At 61.4% G+C, this 18,245-nt stretch carries 19 protein-coding genes; 8 read left to right on the top strand and 11 right to left on the bottom strand.

Annotated elements, in window-relative coordinates; genetic code table 11:
• Position 1 precedes the first annotated feature (1 nt).
• Positions 2-424 (top strand): SRPBCC family protein, encoded by a 423-nt coding sequence (locus tag AC5FRW_RS05935; protein WP_493567512.1) that lies wholly within the window; start codon positions 2-4, stop codon positions 422-424.
• Positions 425-507: 83 nt separating this feature from the next.
• Here AC5FRW_RS05935 and AC5FRW_RS05930 read toward each other — a convergent pair whose 3' ends face one another.
• The 7 genes from AC5FRW_RS05930 to AC5FRW_RS05900 form a co-directional block, all read right to left on the bottom strand.
• The gene (locus AC5FRW_RS05930) at positions 508-744 is read right to left on the bottom strand and encodes a transcriptional regulator (RefSeq protein ID WP_493567511.1); all 237 of its coding nucleotides are present in this window, start codon (positions 742-744) and stop codon (positions 508-510) included.
• A 419-nt stretch (positions 745-1,163) separates the two neighbouring features.
• Positions 1,164-2,033 carry a succinate--CoA ligase subunit alpha gene (gene sucD / locus AC5FRW_RS05925; RefSeq protein ID WP_493567510.1) on the bottom strand — a complete coding sequence of 290 codons (870 nt, stop codon included), beginning with the start codon at positions 2,031-2,033 and terminating at the stop codon, positions 1,164-1,166.
• The gene (gene sucC, locus AC5FRW_RS05920) at positions 2,030-3,178 is read right to left on the bottom strand and encodes an ADP-forming succinate--CoA ligase subunit beta (RefSeq protein ID WP_493567509.1); all 1,149 of its coding nucleotides are present in this window, start codon (positions 3,176-3,178) and stop codon (positions 2,030-2,032) included. Before sucC ends, sucD begins: the two co-directional genes overlap by 4 nt.
• A 237-nt stretch (positions 3,179-3,415) precedes the next feature.
• Positions 3,416-3,637, bottom strand: a complete 222-nt coding sequence (locus AC5FRW_RS05915) for a DUF8066 domain-containing protein (protein ID WP_493567508.1) — start codon at positions 3,635-3,637, stop codon at positions 3,416-3,418.
• 162 nt (positions 3,638-3,799) lie between these two features.
• The gene (locus tag AC5FRW_RS05910; RefSeq protein ID WP_493567507.1) at positions 3,800-4,330 is read right to left on the bottom strand and encodes a hypothetical protein; all 531 of its coding nucleotides are present in this window, start codon (positions 4,328-4,330) and stop codon (positions 3,800-3,802) included.
• Positions 4,331-4,810: 480 nt separating this feature from the next.
• Entirely contained in the window at positions 4,811-5,089 is a 279-nt protein-coding gene (locus AC5FRW_RS05905; RefSeq protein WP_493567506.1) for a hypothetical protein, read from the bottom strand.
• A gap of 580 nt (positions 5,090-5,669) precedes the next feature.
• Entirely contained in the window at positions 5,670-5,867 is a 198-nt protein-coding gene (locus AC5FRW_RS05900; protein ID WP_493567505.1) for a hypothetical protein, read from the bottom strand.
• A gap of 190 nt (positions 5,868-6,057) precedes the next feature.
• On the opposite strand from AC5FRW_RS05900, the gene AC5FRW_RS05895 reads away from it, so the two are divergent.
• The 4 genes from AC5FRW_RS05895 (at position 6,058) to AC5FRW_RS05880 (ending at position 9,918) form a co-directional block, all read left to right on the top strand.
• Entirely contained in the window at positions 6,058-6,213 is a 156-nt protein-coding gene (locus AC5FRW_RS05895) for a hypothetical protein (RefSeq protein ID WP_493567504.1), read from the top strand.
• 84 nt (positions 6,214-6,297) lie between these two features.
• Entirely contained in the window at positions 6,298-7,476 is a 1,179-nt protein-coding gene (locus AC5FRW_RS05890; protein ID WP_493567503.1) for a hypothetical protein, read from the top strand.
• A 286-nt stretch (positions 7,477-7,762) separates the two neighbouring features.
• On the top strand, positions 7,763-8,752 hold the full coding sequence (locus AC5FRW_RS05885; protein ID WP_493567502.1) for a hypothetical protein: 990 nt from the start codon (positions 7,763-7,765) through the stop codon (positions 8,750-8,752).
• A gap of 158 nt (positions 8,753-8,910) precedes the next feature.
• A complete protein-coding gene (locus tag AC5FRW_RS05880) occupies positions 8,911-9,918 on the top strand; it encodes a DUF7972 family membrane protein (RefSeq protein WP_493567501.1) in 1,008 nt (335 codons plus the stop codon).
• Between the two features lie 172 nt (positions 9,919-10,090).
• Here AC5FRW_RS05880 and AC5FRW_RS05875 read toward each other — a convergent pair whose 3' ends face one another.
• The gene (locus tag AC5FRW_RS05875) at positions 10,091-10,828 is read right to left on the bottom strand and encodes a hypothetical protein (RefSeq protein ID WP_493567500.1); all 738 of its coding nucleotides are present in this window, start codon (positions 10,826-10,828) and stop codon (positions 10,091-10,093) included.
• A gap of 213 nt (positions 10,829-11,041) precedes the next feature.
• Between AC5FRW_RS05875 and AC5FRW_RS05870 the strand changes: the two genes are divergently transcribed.
• Positions 11,042-11,350, top strand: a complete 309-nt coding sequence (locus tag AC5FRW_RS05870) for a hypothetical protein (protein ID WP_493567499.1) — start codon at positions 11,042-11,044, stop codon at positions 11,348-11,350.
• Positions 11,347-11,745: a spore germination protein GerW family protein gene (locus tag AC5FRW_RS05865; protein ID WP_493567498.1), complete on the top strand. Its 399-nt coding sequence runs from the start codon at positions 11,347-11,349 to the stop codon at positions 11,743-11,745. Before AC5FRW_RS05870 ends, AC5FRW_RS05865 begins: the two co-directional genes overlap by 4 nt.
• An 844-nt stretch (positions 11,746-12,589) precedes the next feature.
• On the opposite strand, the gene AC5FRW_RS05860 is transcribed toward AC5FRW_RS05865, so the two are convergent.
• The 3 genes from AC5FRW_RS05860 to AC5FRW_RS05850 are packed head-to-tail and all read right to left on the bottom strand — an operon-like array spanning position 12,590 to position 16,450.
• The gene (locus AC5FRW_RS05860; RefSeq protein WP_493567497.1) at positions 12,590-14,779 is read right to left on the bottom strand and encodes a pentapeptide repeat-containing protein; all 2,190 of its coding nucleotides are present in this window, start codon (positions 14,777-14,779) and stop codon (positions 12,590-12,592) included.
• On the bottom strand, positions 14,776-15,246 hold the full coding sequence (locus AC5FRW_RS05855; protein ID WP_493567496.1) for a hypothetical protein: 471 nt from the start codon (positions 15,244-15,246) through the stop codon (positions 14,776-14,778). Before AC5FRW_RS05855 ends, AC5FRW_RS05860 begins: the two co-directional genes overlap by 4 nt.
• Positions 15,239-16,450: a hypothetical protein gene (locus tag AC5FRW_RS05850; protein WP_493567495.1), complete on the bottom strand. Its 1,212-nt coding sequence runs from the start codon at positions 16,448-16,450 to the stop codon at positions 15,239-15,241. The genes AC5FRW_RS05855 and AC5FRW_RS05850 overlap by 8 nt, the downstream gene beginning before the upstream one ends.
• A 1,236-nt stretch (positions 16,451-17,686) precedes the next feature.
• On the opposite strand from AC5FRW_RS05850, the gene AC5FRW_RS05845 reads away from it, so the two are divergent.
• Entirely contained in the window at positions 17,687-18,100 is a 414-nt protein-coding gene (locus tag AC5FRW_RS05845) for a universal stress protein (protein ID WP_493567494.1), read from the top strand.
• The last annotated feature ends 145 nt before the right edge of the window (positions 18,101-18,245 follow it).

Raw genomic sequence — 18,245 nt, 5'->3', positions numbered from 1 at the left:
CGTGTCTATCGCCGTCGAGCGGACGCCGGATGGCCGCCGTCTCTGTGTGAGTCGACGGATAGCAGTCGGCCGTGACCGGGCGTGGGACGTTCTCACGGATACCGAACAGTGGCCGACGTGGGGACCGTCGGTCGTGGCTGTCGAAGCCAGCGACCGGTACATCGAACCGGGAACGACCGGGCGTGTGAAGACTCCCGTTGGACTCTGGGTTCCCTTCGAGATCACCGACTGCGAGGACTACCGGTGGACGTGGCGCGTCGCGAAGATTCCCGGGACCGGTCATCGGGTCGACAGCGTCGAGCGCGCCGAAGAAGCGTGCCGGGTTGTGTTCGAGATACCGCTGCTAGCGAGTGGATACGTGCCCGTCTGTCAGCGTGCGCTCGAACGGATCGAGTCGATACTGACCGGGTCGTCGTCGGAATGAGTCATACGGATTATTGTAGCGATGTACCAGTGATCGTCGTCACGGGGTAGACGATCACCGGTACGCAACGACAATAAACCGTATCAGGGCGTCTGTACGCGTGCTTTCGATACCTTGTGAATGTCCTCGCCGATGCCCTCACCCTCACAGTCCTCGTTCGGGCAGCGATAGTGCCAGCCATCCTCCGTGCCGGCCCGCTCCGCGAATCGCTCGCCACACTCGTCACAGAACAGTTCCCCCGCAGAGCAGGTGTCCCTGTGCAGTTCGAGTTCGAGTTCCGTGTCGAACGTCTGCTTGCATTCCCGGCAAATATGAGGCATAGTTGAGCCTTCCCACTCACACATTATAACTACATCGGAACGTTCATATCGGGCGTTCTCAGTGGATACAATCCGTTTTTATCGACGAAATCGGTGGACGGGTGTCGAATTGTCTCAACGGCTGATAGCGGCCCATATCATGCCTATTGGTAACACTGTGGTCTCGAAAAACCGATAAAATATATGATCGATAGTCGACTCGAAGGTGCGGACCGGCTACAGGATGTCCTCGATGTGGTCGACGACCTCTTCGGGGGTGTCGCCGACGGGGACGCCGATAGACTCACTTCGTTCGTCTATCGAGCCCTCGTTCGCTTCGCTCACGGGGACGCCGTTGTTCTCCAGTGCGGTGATCTTCGACTCGGCGCACCTTGTTCGGTCGAAACGCGTGAAAAAGAGCGCTCGGAGAACCGACGGTTCTACAGGATGTCCTCGATGTGGTCGACGACCTCTTCGGGAGTGTCGCCGACGGGCACACCGTTGTTCTCCAGTGCGGTGATCTTCGATTCGGCCGTGCCGGTGCCGCTCCCGGAGACGATGGCTCCGGCGTGGCCCATACGCTTGCCCGGCGGTGCCGTGCGGCCGGCGATGAAGCCGGCGACCGGCGTGTCCATGTGCTCGCCGATGTACTGGGCGGCCTGCTCCTCGTCTTCGCCGCCGATCTCGCCGCACATCACGACCGCCTTCGTGTCGGGGTCGTTCTCGAACAGCTCCAGCGCGTCGATGAAGCTGGTACCGATGATCGGGTCCCCGCCGATGCCGATGGCGGTCGTCTGGCCGATGTCGCGCTTCGTGAGGTTGTCGACGACCTGGTAGGTGAGCGTCCCCGAGCGGGAGACCAGCCCAACGTCACCCGACGAGAAGATGTTGCCCGGCAGGATGCCGAGTTTGGCGACGCCGGGAGTGATGAGACCGGGACAGTTCGGCCCGACGAGGTACGTGTCCGTCTCCTCCTGTTTGCGCTTGACACGTGCCATGTCCTGCGTCGGGACGCCTTCGGTGATGGCGACGACGAGGTCGAGCGGTGCGTCCAGCGCCTCGAACATCGCGTCACCGGCGAAGGCCGGCGGGACGAAGACGACGGACGTGTTGGCATCTTCCTCACGCGCGGCTTTCTCGACGGTGTCGTAGACCGGGACGCCGGCGACTTCCTGCCCGCCGCGACCGGGGACTGCGCCGGCGACGACGTTCGTCCCGTACTCCATCATCTGTTCGGTGTGGAACTTCCCTTCGCCGCCAGTGATGCCCTGAACGACGACGCGGGTGTCCTCGTCGACGAGCACACTCATGCTTCCACCTCCTCGGCGTAGATGACTGCCTGTTCGACGGCGTCCTCCAGCGTCTGTCGCACGGTCACGAGGTCTTCGTTGAGAATCTCCATGCCTTCAGTTGCGTTGGTGCCCGCGAGTCGGACGACGACGGGCTTTGGAATCTCGTCGAACTGTTCGAGCGCCTGATTGATCCCCTTGGCGACCTCGTCGCCGCGGGTGATCCCGCCGAAGATGTTGAAGACGACCGAGTCGACGTTGTCGTCGGAGAACACCATATCGAGCGCGTTGGCGATCCGCTGGGCCTTCGCGCCGCCGCCCACGTCGAGGAAGTTCGCCGGCTCGCCGCCGAAGTGATCGACGAGGTCGAGCGTCGTCATCACCAGGCCGGCACCGTTGCCGATGATCCCGACGTTGCCCGAGAGTCGGACGTAGTCGAAGCCGTACTCGTCGGCCTTCTGTTCGAGTTCGTCGCCGCCGGCCGCCTCGTCTTCCATCTCCTGCAGGTCGGGGTGGCGGAAGAGGGCGTCGTCGTCGACGTTCATCACGGCGTCGGCCGCGATGACCTCGTCGTCGCCGGTGATCATCAGCGGATTGATCTCGGCGTCGGAGCCGTCCTTCTCGTCCCAGAGTTCGTACAGGGTCAGGAGGACGCTGGCGACATCGTTGGCGACCGCGCGGTCGACGCCGGCGTCGAAGACGGCCTTCCGGGCCTGGAAGGGGTGCATGCCGAAGGCTGGGTCGACGTGCTCGCGTGCGATGGCGTCGGGGTCCTCCTCGGCGACCTCCTCGATGTTGACACCGCCGCGTGTCGAGACCATCGCGACGGGCTTGCCCTCGCCGCGGTCCATCGTCACGCCGACGTACAGTTCGTTGACGAAGTCGACGGCCTCCTCGACGAGGACGCGGTCGACGTGGATCCCCTTGAGATCCATCCCCAGGATGTCGTCGGCGAACTCCCGGGCCTCCTCGGCGTTGTCTGCGAGTTTGATCCCGCCGGCCTTGCCACGGCCACCCACCTGTACCTGTGCCTTGATCGCGACCGGATACCCGATCTCCTCGGCCGCGTCGACCGCCTCGTCGACGGTCTCTGCGAGCGTCGATGCAGGCGTCGGAATACCTGCGTCGGCGAAGACACCCTTCGCCTGGTACTCGTGCAATTTCATGTCATGCGAAAGGCGGTCACCCGCCGGCTTAAATCCCTCCATCTCGATGTCAGACCGCGGGTACCGAAGTTAATTCTCTGACACTGACATGCGAATTTTGCGAAGAAAATCAGTCGGTTTCGAGCCGACTGAACGGCTCTCTTATCTCGGCCGTCGCGTGGCTCAGGGGAACTGCAGTCGGCTCGCGCCGACCGACTCGGGTGTCCGCTACTGCTGTGTCCGCTACTGCTGTGTCCGCTACTGCTGGTGGGCAATCCGCTCGACCGCGAGAACGAGTCGGTACAGCAGGTACACGACGAGGACGTTGAGACCGATGGCTATCAGTCCGCCCCAGACGACGAACCAGAGGAAGATCTCTCCGGTGATGAGGATACTGTACAGGAAGGTTACGATCAGGAGGGCTGTGATGACGGGGACGGCGATGTCGGGGACTTTGTTTTGCAGGTCGGCAACGCTCATATGACAAGCTACGAATGACTTAGCTTAAACATTGCTCTCACAGAGTGGACGATCATCGGTACACCGCGACGATACGCTGTCTCATACTACCGGCTGTAAATCTGCGAACGATTTCGGCACCCCGGGATGGCGAAGGCCTTCACGAAGTTACAGCCGACAGTATCAGTCGAAGTCCGCCAGATCAGTTTCGGGATCGATCACGCGGATGGTCCCGACAGAGGATTCGAACTGCTGGATCAGTTGATCGCCGTGCTCGCCACGGAACTGGACCGATCCAGTCCTCTCCTCGACGATCTGTTGCAGGGAGAGGCCCGTGAGGATGACCTCGTCTTGTTCGCCCTCGCGCTCACGGCGTCCGGCGACGATTGCCACTGCTCGCGAAGTGTTGGCAGTCCCGACGACGCCGTGGACGAGTACGTAATCGTCGGGGCTCTGGCCGTAGAGAGACACGCTCTCGGCGTCCAGGGACTCAACGGTGGGTCCCGTTTCCCACGACCAGTTATTACCGACACTGATTCCGAGTCCGTCGAGCAGTAATCTGGCCGCGTCGCCCTGGAGGAGTTCGTCGATCGACTGGCCGACCAACGGATTGAATCTTCCGATAACATCACCCCCGGTCGGCGTCGTGAAGGTGCCGGCGGCGCTGGTCGGTTCCCCGTCTACGGTCGCCGATTCGTCCTGCGCGTACGTCACCGCGTGGCTCACGAGCCTGATTTTTATGCTCCAACGGCTGTCCTGACCCCTCTGTAGTTCGTGTTTCCGGTAGTCAGCGGTGGTGTATCCCGACTCACTCGCCCAACTGGGTTCGTACGCGCTGATCGAGGATTCGTACGTACCCAAATCGACGCATCCGGCGAGACTCACGGTGGCACCCGCCGCGGCGAGCGTTTTGAGATAGGTCCGTCGGTTGCACGTGTATTCACCGCCGGTCGACTCGGTCACCGCCCGGCCTCGGCGTCGCACTCGTCGTCGAACTGCTGGACTGCAACTACTGATATGTACCCCGGCTCCATACAACTATCAAGATACGTATGTATATAACTATGCCGCACGTGACTTGGTACTCTCGGATAGACCCCCTCTAGCGATACGCTATCCCTACGTTCCTACCTCCCTGATCGGCGAAATTGGCAATCGTGTTCCAATGCAGACACTACTGTTCGCGGCCCGGAATCAGGCCCAGAGCGACGACCGACGGCGGAGCCGTTCACGGCTTCGCAACAGCACCACACCGCCGAGTAGCACGGACTGATGGAGGGCAGTACCGAGCGCGACAGCGCCGAGTGCCAGACCAGCCGTCAGCGCAAGTGATGCCCCTTCCAGCACCGACACGGTGACTACCAACAGCGCTGCGACAGTGCCGTTCCCCAACGACCGGGGCAGTTCGTTGCGGACGATCTCCCGGAGTGGTCGCTTCGTCGCATCACCGTTCAGGAGCGCTGCGAAGCACATACGGACCGCTCGGGACTGTCAGCACTTCAACTTCATCCCGAGATTCGGATGCACGAACACTGAATGAATCCTACCCGGCAGCCCGTACGGTGTCCTCGGAACCACAGTTCGGACACCGTTGATTCGCCGATGCTGATAGTCTCGCCCCGCAGTCGCTACAAGCCGCGCGTGTCGTGGCGACACCAGCCGTTCCACAGAGCGGACACGGTCTCCGTGACGCGCTGAAATGAGCCTCACAGGAGCGACACCGATACACTGTGTGCACGAGAGTGCTGGGATGCCGTTGACGCATAATGGAACCACATAGGCGAACGGAGGATTCGTGTATTTTCGGCCGAGGATCGGACCACACACTGCAGCTGATACGGACGGTTGTCGTTGCGTAGGAGAGCGGGCCGTCGACGGGAGACGGAAACCGTCTCCTTCGTGTTGTAAACCCGCTGAACCCCTGTCGCCGTGGTCGGTTTAAACAGTCCCATAACCTGATTAGTACATACAGCTTACACTAATGTAGTGATGGATCCCTGGGAATCACTAGCGAATGTACCCTGCGGGCGACCACGTGTCACATTCGCCGGTCTCAATCAGATCTCGTCGTCTCGAGTATCGAGTTTCCCTCTGTCGCCATTCGCTCTTCGCGCCCTTCCGGCTCGATCTCGTCGTAGACGAGTTCGCGGAGCAGTTCGGCCATGGTCATGTCTTGCTGTGCAGCGAGTACGCGAAACTGGCTCTTCTCTTCCTCTGTGACACTCGTACTGATTTTTTCGGTTCGCTCCATACCCTACCCGAGGGAATAGTTGCACAAAAACTCTGGGGCACAGCACCGCAAAATTGGTGCTGAATAGAACCATCTATGCACTGCACCAGTGGTGCGATGGAACAGATTTATCATGCACCAACATCGTAGCTACGGTTGGAGTATGAGAATGACTGACAAACATCTGTTCCGATGTCAAGGTTCCCTGGCCGTGACGATCGACGAAATCGCAGACAGGACCGGTCTCCCGAAGTACGAAGTGGTGTACCGATTGATCAGACTCGGGCTGCAAGATATCGACGAGATCGACGACGAGGTGCTCTTCGGGACGGTTGCAACCTCGCGAACGGGAGATCACGTTGATTAACCACCACGATCCGGCCCTGGGAAGCACCTCCGCGCACGGCCACTCACCGCGGTGCCCGAAACCCCACCAAATTGCAGCAGGGCGATGAGTGACCTCGCCGACCAACACCGGCGGATCGCACAGGTCCTCGAACCACTGGAGCGGATGGGTGTCGACGCGGAGGTGGCGGAACGTGAGAAAGACGACAGCGACGTGTGTCTCACCCTGAAACTGTGGCTCCCGCCGGCTCTCGACCAGATCGACGATCTGGAGGACGACACGGATGCCGGCGACGTGAACCAGGATACTGAGAGTACTGGTGTGCCCCAGGACAGCCTCACTGAAGGCGAACGTGAGACCCTCCACGCGCTTCAGAAGCTCGGCGGTTCGAGGACGTCCGGTGACATAGCGGACGAGGTCGACGCGACCCTCCAGAGCGTCCGCTCTTGGTTACCCAAACTAGCGAAGGCAGGCCACGTTCGGACGGTCCCGGATCCCACTGACGGCCGGCAGAAGCTGTACTCACCCGCAAACGGCGACGATACCACGGACGACGAACCGATCGACGACGATACCACGGACGGCAAGCCGACGGAAACTGAACCCACAGCAGACGTGGCTGACCCGCCCAGAGCGTCAGACGGCGTGGACGAGACGAGCGAGGACGCAGTGGATACAGCCCAGGAGTCTGCCGACGTGCGTGGAACGGTGTACATTGCGTCCAACGGGGGCAGCCCGTCACAGGTGTTCCACATCCGACCCGGCTGCCCGCAATTGCGAACCTGTGCCGACTTCGTGGAAAAAGACCGGTCCGTCGTGCCAAATCACCGACCGTGTGGCACCTGCGTGACCGACGAACTCGACGACGGCGTCGTCGCCGTCGCGACAAGCTCGCCTACGAAGACCTACCACAAGCAAAAGGACTGTTCGACGCTCAAACTGGCGACGGAAGTCAGCGTGCAGGACCGAGAGACGGTCCCGGATCACGAGCCCTGCGCCGACTGCGTTCGCCCCGACGCCGTGGAGAGAACCGGGAGTGGCGACGACGCCCTCACCGCCGCGCAGCTCTGTTCCCAACACGATATCGCTCCGGAATCGGTCGTTGACGCACTGGACACGGCGACCGCGGTCTATCACGTGCAACGGGATCTCGCCCTTTCTGCCGACGAGACCGAAGACCTGCTGCGAGGTCTCGGCGTGTTCGAGACCCTCGACAACGGCGGCCACGTACCACTCGACGAGGCCAAGGCTGTCGTTCGAGAACACCTTCGACCGGGGGCGTGACGACGGGAGGTCTGCGTCGGTGGCCGCTCACTGACGCGGCGGCGCTGTCCGCGAAGCCCGTCTCGTTCAGGTATTCGGTGGAAGCGTCGTTTATGATGCTGAGTCCGCTCGGAGAGACATGGCGAATACATGGTCAGCAAAAACAAGCAACCCGGACGAAGATTTCGACGTCATCCGTGCCCGAGGGCAGGAGATACGGGTCGTCCGCGGCGAAACACTCGAGAACACAGTGATCGATGTATCGACGGGTGAGAGCGTTTCCATCCACGTTACGGGGGCGAACTCGGTGGTCCGAAACCTGGGTTTCAGCGGGGTCTATCGTGGCGAGGGATTCCTGGTGACGGTCGACGCCGATCGCGGCGACGTTCGCTTCGAGAACGTCTACCTGGGCGACGGCGCCACCAGAAGCGGCTCGCCGTCCGTTCACGGACCTGGAGCGGTCTTTCTGCACCCAGGCAACGAGGCGGACGTGACGTTCCAGCGCTGCAACGTACAGGGGTTCCCGAACAACGGGTTCCACTGCTCGAACACTGCGCGAGGGTCGGGCAGTGTTCGCTTCGACCACTGCTTCGGGAAGAACAACGGCGTCGCGACGTTCCGGTGTGGCGGCGGTGACGACCGCATCGAGAACTGCGTCGCCTACACCGACACCACGGACTACGGTACCGGTGACACCGACTATCTGGAGACAAACGGTCGCCCGGTCTGGGTATGGCCCGGCGGGACAGTCCGGATCAGAAACTCACACTTCGCCGACGGTCCGTATCCCAACGCGATCGTCGCAGGCGCCGACGACGCTCCGGGTCGGATCAGTTTCGAGAGTGGCGGCTACCGTGGCCCCATCCAGCGAGCGAGCGGGTCGACGGTAGACATCGGCCCGGACGTGTCGACACCACCAGACCTTTCGCTCCCGAACGGTGTCCCGACCTCGGCGGCAGCGGCCGCATCGGGCGGCCAACACCGACCAGATGGGAGCGGGGAGAGAGGTCTCACCAACTGGTTTCCTCACCGAATCGTGTTCGACGGCAGTGAGGTCGAAGAATCGAGTTCGTACTCGTTCGAAGCGACCGCAGCGGTCGCGGCGGCCGATCACGAGGCACAGATCGACGACGAGGTCGTCCACAATCGGACCGTCAGTGGGTCCGTGTCCGGTGAGACTGACGCGTACAGGTTCCGGGGCAACCTCTCAGCTCTCGCGATCCGTGGAGAGGCGGCCGTCAGCGTCGACTACGATGTCAAGGATCGGATGGCGGCGAGGGGGTCGCACCGGTCGTGACCTATTTGACGCACGGCCGACAATCTCGATGCCCGGACCACCGAACCCTGATCAGCCGAAGTGCGGCGGTCGCGCTCGGCAGTCGAACGGCTTCACAGCCCCGCAGAATGGCCTGTAGAACCAGAACGACGATGTCGACGACGAGGAGCTGAATCACCGTGCCCTCCGAAGAGACCGTCAATACGCACGACACAGTCCGAGAACGCGCCGAAACGAACAGGTACGTCTCCTGGCTCCTGTTGTCCGGCAACAGATTGGTCATCGCTGTTCTCCTTGGGGTCGTGTTCTTCCTTATTTTCACCGTCAGCACGTTCGTCTTCCGCCCAGAACTCTATCAGATGGACACCCAGGGTGACCTGTCGGAGCGACTGTTCTCGACGATGATCATCGTCATCGTCACTGGGACGACGATTGTCGTCACCTTCGGACAGCTCATCCTCACTCAGGAGAACGGTCCCCTCGGCGATCAACTCTCGCGACTCGACGGAGCCATGGCGTTTCGGGAACGAGCGTCCCAGTTGATCGACGCACCGTGTTCCACGAAACCGTCTATCTTCCTCACAGATATCCTCAGAGCCACGTCTGGACGGGCCGATACGCTGCAAGAGTTCCCTGACACTGGTAATGATCAGCTGAACACTGACCTCCAAGATCTCTCAGAGGGGACGATGAAGAACGCGTGGGACGTCATCTCCGGACTGGAACACGCCAACTTCGGGACGTTCAGCGTCGTGTTTGCAGCACTGAATTTTGACTACAGCTGGAAGGTGTTCCAGGTCGAGCGCCTCATCCACGAGTACGACGACGAACTCGGGACCGAACAGATCGAGGCACTCGAAGATCTGAAGGAGGCACTGATGTTGTACGGACCTGCGCGGGAGTACATCAAGACGCTGTACTTCCAGTGGTCCCTGATCGGTCTCTCGCAAGTGATGCTCGCGATGGCGATTCCGGCGCTCGTCCTCGCAGGTACGATGCTCGTCTCCCTCGACGGAAACACGTTTCCGGGGCGGACGATGGGCATCGAGCACATCATCCCCGTCATCGGTATCTCCTTCACGATGACGCTCATGCCGTTCATGATCTTCATCTCCTACATCTTCCGCATCTTCACGATCGCGAAGCGGACGCTGGCGATCGATCCGCTCATCCCCCGGCAGTCGTGAACGGATTCCATCGGCGCACGGACCGTGATCGTGGGATTCGAGCCGCGCCACTCCTCTTCTCCGCCGTCGAGAAGACCGGTAGTCGGTCGGTGTCGGACCGCCGAGAGCCGACTCCGTCGGCTTTCGTGCTCCCTCAATTTCTCCGAAAATGATGGGGCCGCCGAGGTCAGCCTCAGTCTGAAATCCGCGACGTAATCGATTCAGTGAGAGCAGATTCGAGTTCCGTGTCCCGGTATCCCCCAGCGAGGTTGACGTCGACGGCCCAGTACTGGCCGTCGTCGTCCTTGACGAAGTCGACACCGATCCCCCGGAGGTCGAACCGGCCGACGAGTCGTCGGAGCGAGGCTGCGAGCGTCGGTTCGATCTCGATCTCGTCGATGAACTGCTTCTGACCGTACAGCTTCGAGGTGACGCGTCTGCCGGCGACGTGTGTTCGCCGCCCGTCGTTGACCGCGTAGTACTTGAAATCGACGGGGTCCGTCGGGATCAATTCGTGATAGATGTCTCCCTCGCCGTTCAGCTCGGGGTCGTCGTCCCAGACGTAGGCTCCTTTTGCGACGTACTCCCCTCGGGGTTTCTCGAAGCTGACATCGGGTGTGCGAATGCCCACCTCCGACATCGCTCGAAGGCCGAGCAGTCGCGAACTGAACAAAATCGTCGCCTGAAGATTGTTCCACACTGGCGTTCCGACCGCTCGGGCACGCCAGAGTGCAGGGAAGGAGACCGGGAGCGTCTTCTTGTTGACGATCGTGGAGAGGTCGGCAACGTCACCCAACGGGACGCCAGATTGGGGGTGATAGAATCGAACCTGACACCCTGCGTTTCTAAGGCGGTCGGCAACGTCGACGAACACTGGCTTGGTTTGTTTGCAGAGCAGCCCGACGCTGGGGTCCTCCTGTGTACTCGGCATATCGGTTCCCCATCGTGTACCGATGCTCAAGGGTCCCTTTTTGAACGAATCTCGATATACTATCTTCGTGTATCGCCTCACCGGCAGTAGCAGCCCGCTTACCGCCGTCTGACGACGCTGACGGTTCACACGGTCTGTTCACTAGACGAACTCGTTGGGGATCGGTTCGACTACCGACGGACGTTATTCCGCCACACGTCGAACGTAGTGACTATGACAGTCGACCGCGTCGTCGGTACCCGAACAGTCGTCTCAACGTTGCTCTCTGATCAGTCGCTGGACGTTGGTCTCGCCGTCGAGGAAGAACGGATCGATGCCGATGTTCGAAACGGTGGACTCCCCGAGACCAGACGTGGTATCGTCAGAGACTCCGTGGCTCCGGTTCCGGAGAGCGGCGATGCTCGTAACGCCGAGCGTCACCCGGAACAGGACTACCTCGGGACGACTCCTGCCCGACAACGACGGCGGACCGAACCGGGAGGCGAACCAGTGACGATGGCCACGCGCGAGGGGATGCTGTGAATATACCGGACGAATTCCAGTCGCTGAGCGACGCGATCCAGGCGGGCACCCACGCCGAAGTCGTCTACGGCACACCCATCGAGCGTCGCGACCGGACGGTCGTTCCCGTGGCAAGGCTAGAGTACGGACTCGGTGGCGGTGGCGGGGGCGGCGGGGGTGGCGCGGACGGTGTGGGCGGCGGTGGCGGTACGAGCGGCGACGACGACGATACCGAGGGTGGCGGACTCGGTGGCGGGCTCTCGGCACGACCGGCTGGTGTCCTCGAAGTGACTGACAGGGGCACGCGATTCGTGACACCGACAGACCGGCAGGAATCGGTCTGTCTCGTCCTCGCGGGACTCGTCGCTGGACTCCTCCTCTCCCGTATCTGTGGACTGCTGGGAATCGGTCACTAGTCGGGGTTCGTTCCCCATCGACCGAGAGAGGGTCGTCTCCGAAGGGCACCGCGTTCCAACGGCAGGAAGTGGCGCGGAAGCGTCTGTTTCTACCCCGACCGCCCCCTCGCAGCCACGTGTGAAACTGTCCGCTGTCGACTCGTGGCCCAGCTGCGCGTCTCGATCGCCAGCAGATCCTGTTCCGAGACCGACGGACAAGCACGACGCTCGTCGAGTTCGAACACACTCCATAGACGACACTGTTCGAACTTCGCTTCGAACGTTCGAGTATTTCATCCTAGGACGTGGTTTATGAGGTACTGGGCCCGAGTATGAGGTGGCGGCATTCGAAGAAGCCGAACCAGGACGGCCGGAACACTGCACCGCCGCGAGCCGACGTGTCTAAGAAGGTATTGACACACGAAAAAAGAAACGTGATTCCTGGGTCCGGGTTCGACTCCCGGCGTCGGCTCTCCCCACCGTTTCGAGCTGTGAGCCGGACGCGGGCGAGTGTGATCGCACCTCGAATTTTCGTCGAGCCTCGTTCGAGTACCGACACCTCCGGGCCAGCAGGGCTACTTCGTAGCCGTTCTCGCAGGCAGCAGAACCGTCACCGATCGGTCTGCCATACTCGACGGGACCGCGACCGGAAGTGAAGCCGCCGAGCGTCGGAGAGCGTCGTCGGCAGGCGACGCAGATGTCGACCGTCGGTGCCACCTGACCCATGCTCGACAGTACGATCGAACGTGAAGGGTGTCGTCGGGTGACAGCAGCATTCCTTCGGTGAGTGATCCGTCCGAACATCCCACGATCCGTCGTGCAGCATGCCGTAGGGAAAAGTACCGATACAGTTCGGCCGGAAGTGTCACAACTCACTCCGCTTGACGAGGACGTAGATCAACAGTCCACCCAGGATCACGCCGGAGTACACCTCCATGTTGACCAGCAGGAGTCCGAGAGGTCCCTCGGCGACGATGTTCCCGTATCCGATCGTGAGGAACGTGACGTAACTGAAGTGGATGTTGGCCAGGAGCGTCTCCAGCCCACCCACCGTCGCGAGTTCGGCAACGGAGTCGATCTGGCCGGCTTCCGTCCGGAAGTGGGGGCCGCCGAACGCGTAGAGCAACGCGGGGACGATGGGGAACAAGAGGAACATCGCGGTGATTCTATAGAGGCGCATCCCGTGGCCACACGTGAGACCGAGAAAGAGGTTCTCACCCACACGTAAACCGTTCCGGAGGCGCGTCCCGGCCGGCTCGTCGGTATCGCGCGCGCTGGCCTTGTAGTTCTGCCGCGCGAACTGCTGGCGTTTGAACCGGAACTTCCCGGAGGCTTCGACGTTGCCCTCGGACGAGGCGTTGGTCTTGGCTCGCTGGTAGGTTTTTTCGATAGCGAGCGACGTCATCTCGACTGCGTACTCGTAGTCGAGGTCGCCTTCGTCGAACTCGTGGAGGCGCCAGTCCACCTGTGTGAGGTAGTGCGCGTGGGCTGTGAAGTCGAACCCGTCGAACTCGGTCTCGCAGAAGCGCAGGTACCTGAACAGCTCACGGTCGTCCGTGTCCTCAACTCGGAAGGTGAGGTCGCCGACTGTCGCTCTCGTCAGGTCGCACCTGACCCATCTGTTTCCGGGCTGGAGGAACGCCCCCGACTCGAGGGTCGCGTCGGTGAAGTCGACGATGGTGTCCCCTCCCACTCGACTGATCTTCACGTGCACGCGCTTCGTGAACGTGCTTTGAGCGAAGCAGGCCGCGCCTTCGAACCTGACTCCGCAGAAGCTCGCAGACCGACACCAGAGGTGGTCAAAGTTCGCGTCACCGGCGAACGCCACTCCGTCGAACGTCACGCTGGCGCCCTCGTGATTGTCGGAGCCGTGGAACTCGACACTGGGGTAGTTCGCCGTCGCTTCGAACGTCGCCCCCTCGAAAGTCGCTTCGCCGTCGAATGTGGCCTCGTCGAAGGCAGCGTCCCCGGCGAACGTCGCCGTTTCGAAGCTCGCCCGCTCCAGAAAGGACACGTCTCGAAAGCACGCGTCGGCCTCGAATGCCACCTCGTCGAAGCTCACAGCACCGATCTGACCCGATTCGAAGTGTACCGACTCCGCAAAGGTGACCGCCGAAAAGTCGGCATCGGCGTGCAGGACCGTCCCGCCACCGTCGAACGTGACGCCCCGGAACCGGGACTCGCCGTCGAACGTAGCCCCCACGTACGACACGTCGTCTTCGAAGGTCGCGCCGTCGAAATTTGCCACCGATTCGAACGTCGCCCCGGCGAACGTCGCGGGTGCAGTCGTCCGCACTTCTTCGAAGTGCGCACCGTCTCCGAACGACGTCGACTCGAAGCTGATCGCCTCGAACCGCGTGTAATCGAACCGGACACAGTCTTCGAACGTGGCGCCGTCGAACGAGGTGTAGTCATCGACATCGATCGAACGGCCGTGAAACTCCGCCCCACGGAAGGTCGCTGCCTCTGTGAACGTCGCCCCGTCGAAGACGGCAGCCCTGGAGACGGTGACCTGATCGAATCTGACACCACCACCTTCGAACGTCGCGTCGGTGAAGACGACGTCGTCACCGGCGACGGTCCCGCTGTAACAGTCGATCGGTCCCTCGAACGTCGTTCGCTCACAGAGCAGGCCGTCGGCGAACTGTGCCTCTCTCGCCTGAAACGCGCGAAGGTTCGCGTCCCGCAAGTCGATCGCTTCCTCGAACCGAGCGTAGTTCGCGACGAAGTCGCCTCGAATCCGCGTGTGCCGCAAGTCGAGCGAGTGCTGGTCGTCGTGGTCGAAGTCGACGTGGCCGAAATCGAGCGTCGGGAGCATCGCCCCGACGAACGACCGGCGGTCCGGGTCACCGCTCTCGAGTGCAGCCGTGAATTGCCGTTCGACGTCGTCTTGGGAGATGCCGGCCTCGTCTCGCTCCTCGGCCGTCAGGTGAAAGACGCACCGCTCTCGACCCCCGACGGCGTCGTGCGGACAGTCCCAGGGCGCTTCGAGCGAGGACGGCGACGTGTCCGTATGGGTGTATCCACACGATTCGTCGGATGCGAGGTCGGTCACGCGACTGCCCTCCGCTCAACGCCGTCGAGGTCACCGTGATGCTCTGAGAGCAGGGTTGCATCCTGCTGGTACCGGTGGACGATCTCGTACCGGTCCTCGATAGCGGTGCCACAGCCAATCACACAGAGCTGGAGTGTTGGCATCCCACCGTTGCTCGTTCGTCCCGTCAGGCCATCTGGGAGCCGGGACTCCGCTCTGGGACCCGCAGCGCGAAGAGGTGTCTCGTTCGCCGTCTCGGGTTCGTCTTCGTTGTCGCTGTCGTCGTCCTCGTCGCTCTCGTCGTTCTGCATGTCGTGAACGTCGTGCTCGTTGTCGCCGGCGGCGTCGTGCTCCGCCACGTCGAGATGACCGTTGCTGCGGTCGTTCGTCGTTGTGTGACCGCTATACGAGGGATTCGAGTACCCCCCTCTTCCGGGGAGGTCGCCGCGTCCGACACCGTCCTCGGACCGCCACGCCAGATCACTCATCTGTGAGGGCTTCGATCTCCTCCTCGAGCGCCGCTCGTTCGGCCTCCTTTTCTTCGGAGGCTGCCTGCAGCTCCCAGAGTTCCTCGACCTCTTGATCGAGCTGGACCTGTAGTTCGTCGACCGCATCGAAGGCTGCGAGGCAGGCTTCACCGTCGGTGATCTCCCTCTGCAGTCTGTCGATTTCGGACACCAGCCTGCTGATATCGGTCTCGAGCTCGGCGATCGTCGTGTCCGTTTCGTCCCGCGCCGCCTTCATCTCGGCCAGTTCCGTGTGTGCCTCTTCGAGATCTGCCTGGAGATCTGCGACGTTCGCCTTGCGGTCTGCTTCGCGGCCCGCCAGGGCTGCGATCGTCTCGGAGCGGAACTGACGAAGCCGAATCGCTCGCTCACGCAGCGTGTCCAGTTCTTCGAGGCCCGCGATCTTCTCGTCGCGGTCTCGTTCTGCAGCGCCGAGCCGACGTTTGACGTGTTGCAGCTCCTCCTCGATGGCGTTCCGTTCTTGTTCGTTGCGCTCCAGACCGACCACTTGGGCACACGTCGGACAGGTCCCCCCACTGTCGATCGACTGTAGCTTGTCGAGGTCCGTCGCCAGCTCGGCCTCTCGTGTTGAAAGATCACTCACACGGTCCCTGATGCCATCGAGGGTAGCACGCATGCGACTTTGATGCTCCGGTACCTCGTTCTCGATGACTCCGGACAGTGTCTCTAAAGTGAGCGTGATGTCGAACGCCTCGAATCGCGACGCGAGTACGGCTAGGTCGTCGGTGAGCCGGGACCGAGCGGCGTCCAGTTCCTCCTGCACTTTGTCGAGCTTGGATTCGGCCTCCTCGGTCCGCTGTGCGATGCGGTCGACCGTCTCGACCGTCTCGTCGATATCGTCACGAAGGTCATTGGCGCGTTTGGTCTCGGCTTTTAGCCGATCGTTTTTGAGCGCCATCGTCTCTTCACGCACGTCTCGTTTTTCACGGAGGGTGTCGATGTGTGACGCGACCGCGTCTCGCGTCCCGGTCGTCACTGATTCCGGGACCACAGAGTCCGGCAATACGGTTTCCACGGCGGTGTCACGTTCACGAACCGCTGCTTCGAGGTCTTCGTCGATCGTATCCAGCCGATCCTGGATCGCACTGATTTCAGCGCCGAGTTCCGACAGGTCGGCGTCGATCATATCACGCCCTTCGGTCAATTCTGCAAGTTCTGTTGTCATTTGTTCGCTGACTGCTCCGTCTCGCTCTTGTTCGTCGCTCTGTCCGTCCAGTGGGTCCCTCCCTGCAGTCGACACTGTTCCAGGGTCAGATCGCTGTCGAAAACTACGGAAGGCGGCAGTTTCGATCGCGTTCGCTGCAGTGTAGGGAGCCAGATTCGTTTGGTCACCCGTGGCGCTGTCGCCCTGGTCGCGACTGGTATCGACGAGGGTCACGTCTCCATCAGCAAGCACCGCTGACAGAGCGTCTGCCGTCACTGCACTGCTCACGACGACGGCGTCCACCGCGTCATCGATGTGTACGATTTTGATTCTGGCCACGGTCCCAGATGTCGGTCTGACAAACATGAACGGCCGTGTACCCGAATTGCTGAACGTGCACGATTCGACGGTTCGAGTGTGATACCTGGACGAACCGCGACGGGTCGTTTTCGTCGGGAACGAGTCACTTCGCGGCGACGACCGCCAAAGACGAGCCCGTTATCGAGGGGGCGTCAGTCGCCGGACTCCGTGGCCGTCGAGAGCAGTTGCGTCGCCTCCTGGTCACTCGCTGCTCTCGACTGCAAGCTCCCGACGTCATGTTCGAACTGGACGTATCGGCGATAGAGTTCGAGGACCGTGTTTGCTCGCTGTTCGTGAAGTCCCGACGAAACGATCCGACGGCCTTCCAGCTCGTCCCGATGTGGGAGAGCTTCGCCTCCAAAAACTGTTCGATTCTCTGTTCGACGACCTCCGCGGACCGTTCGATCCCCTGTTTTACCACCTCCGAAGACTGGTCGATTCCCCGTTCACCGAGCGCGGAAAACCGCTGAATTGCGTGCCGTGCGAGTAATCCAGCAGCGGCGGTCCCAGTCGCGAAGATGCCAAGATTTTGCACTGCGTCCCAGACCATTGGTAGAGAGTGGAAACGATGGCTACACTGATATATCACTGCGACCGTTGAATCGCCGGATATCCTCGTATGCTCCCGTCGTTCCACTACCTGTATCGGAACGACAGACCTGGAGACGCGCGAATCTAGTCGAATCGATGGTCGTGTCGGCCCGCGGTTGTGGTTCAGTCCGGTGCCTGCATCGTGAGACGCAAACAGGGCGACGGCTCGAGTCTGGAGTGCGCTGGAAGCGACCAGACCGACCGACGCACCCATCTCCGGCTTCGACGAAAGATTGCGGAGTGCATTTACTAGATCGATATTTACTACCAGGCTCCTTCTTTTGCCAACAGTTGCCACTCCTTCACATGGAGGTTCTCATCCCCATCAGCAGTCCAGATTCGACCCGTAAAGCAATCGAATACACCGCCCGTACCTATCCGGCGGCGTCGATAACGGTATTACACGTGATGTCACTCAATACCTTGCATACGGTCGGTGGCACGTACGTGCATCCGTCCGCAATCGAGCCAGACCGGACGAAGGCCGAAGCGTTGTTCGAAGTAGCGACCGAAGCGGCAGCAGCATTCGATACGTCGGTTACCACAATGACCGCGGTCGGTTCCCCGGTCCGCGAGATCACATTGTACGCGGACAACTCGTCTACTGACCACATCGTCATCGGGAGCTGCGATCGGTCCGGACTGCTCCGGTTCCTCCTCAGAAACGTGACCAAGGGTGTCGTCTACCGATCCTCGGTGCCAGTGACAGTCGTCAAGTAGTGGGACTGTGAGGGAACCACCGATCAGTCGCAGCACCGGTCGAGAGCACTGCCAGGCACCCACCACTCACGACTGGTTCCCAGTCGTCGCTCCCGAGGACCCACGTGAGCGATCGCCGATTTTAGCCACCCGGAGCGCGAAGTCC

It is taken from the genome of Halomicrobium sp. HArcht3-1, from assembly GCF_058933345.1.
This window is presented reverse-complemented; position numbering and strand designations above follow the sequence as displayed.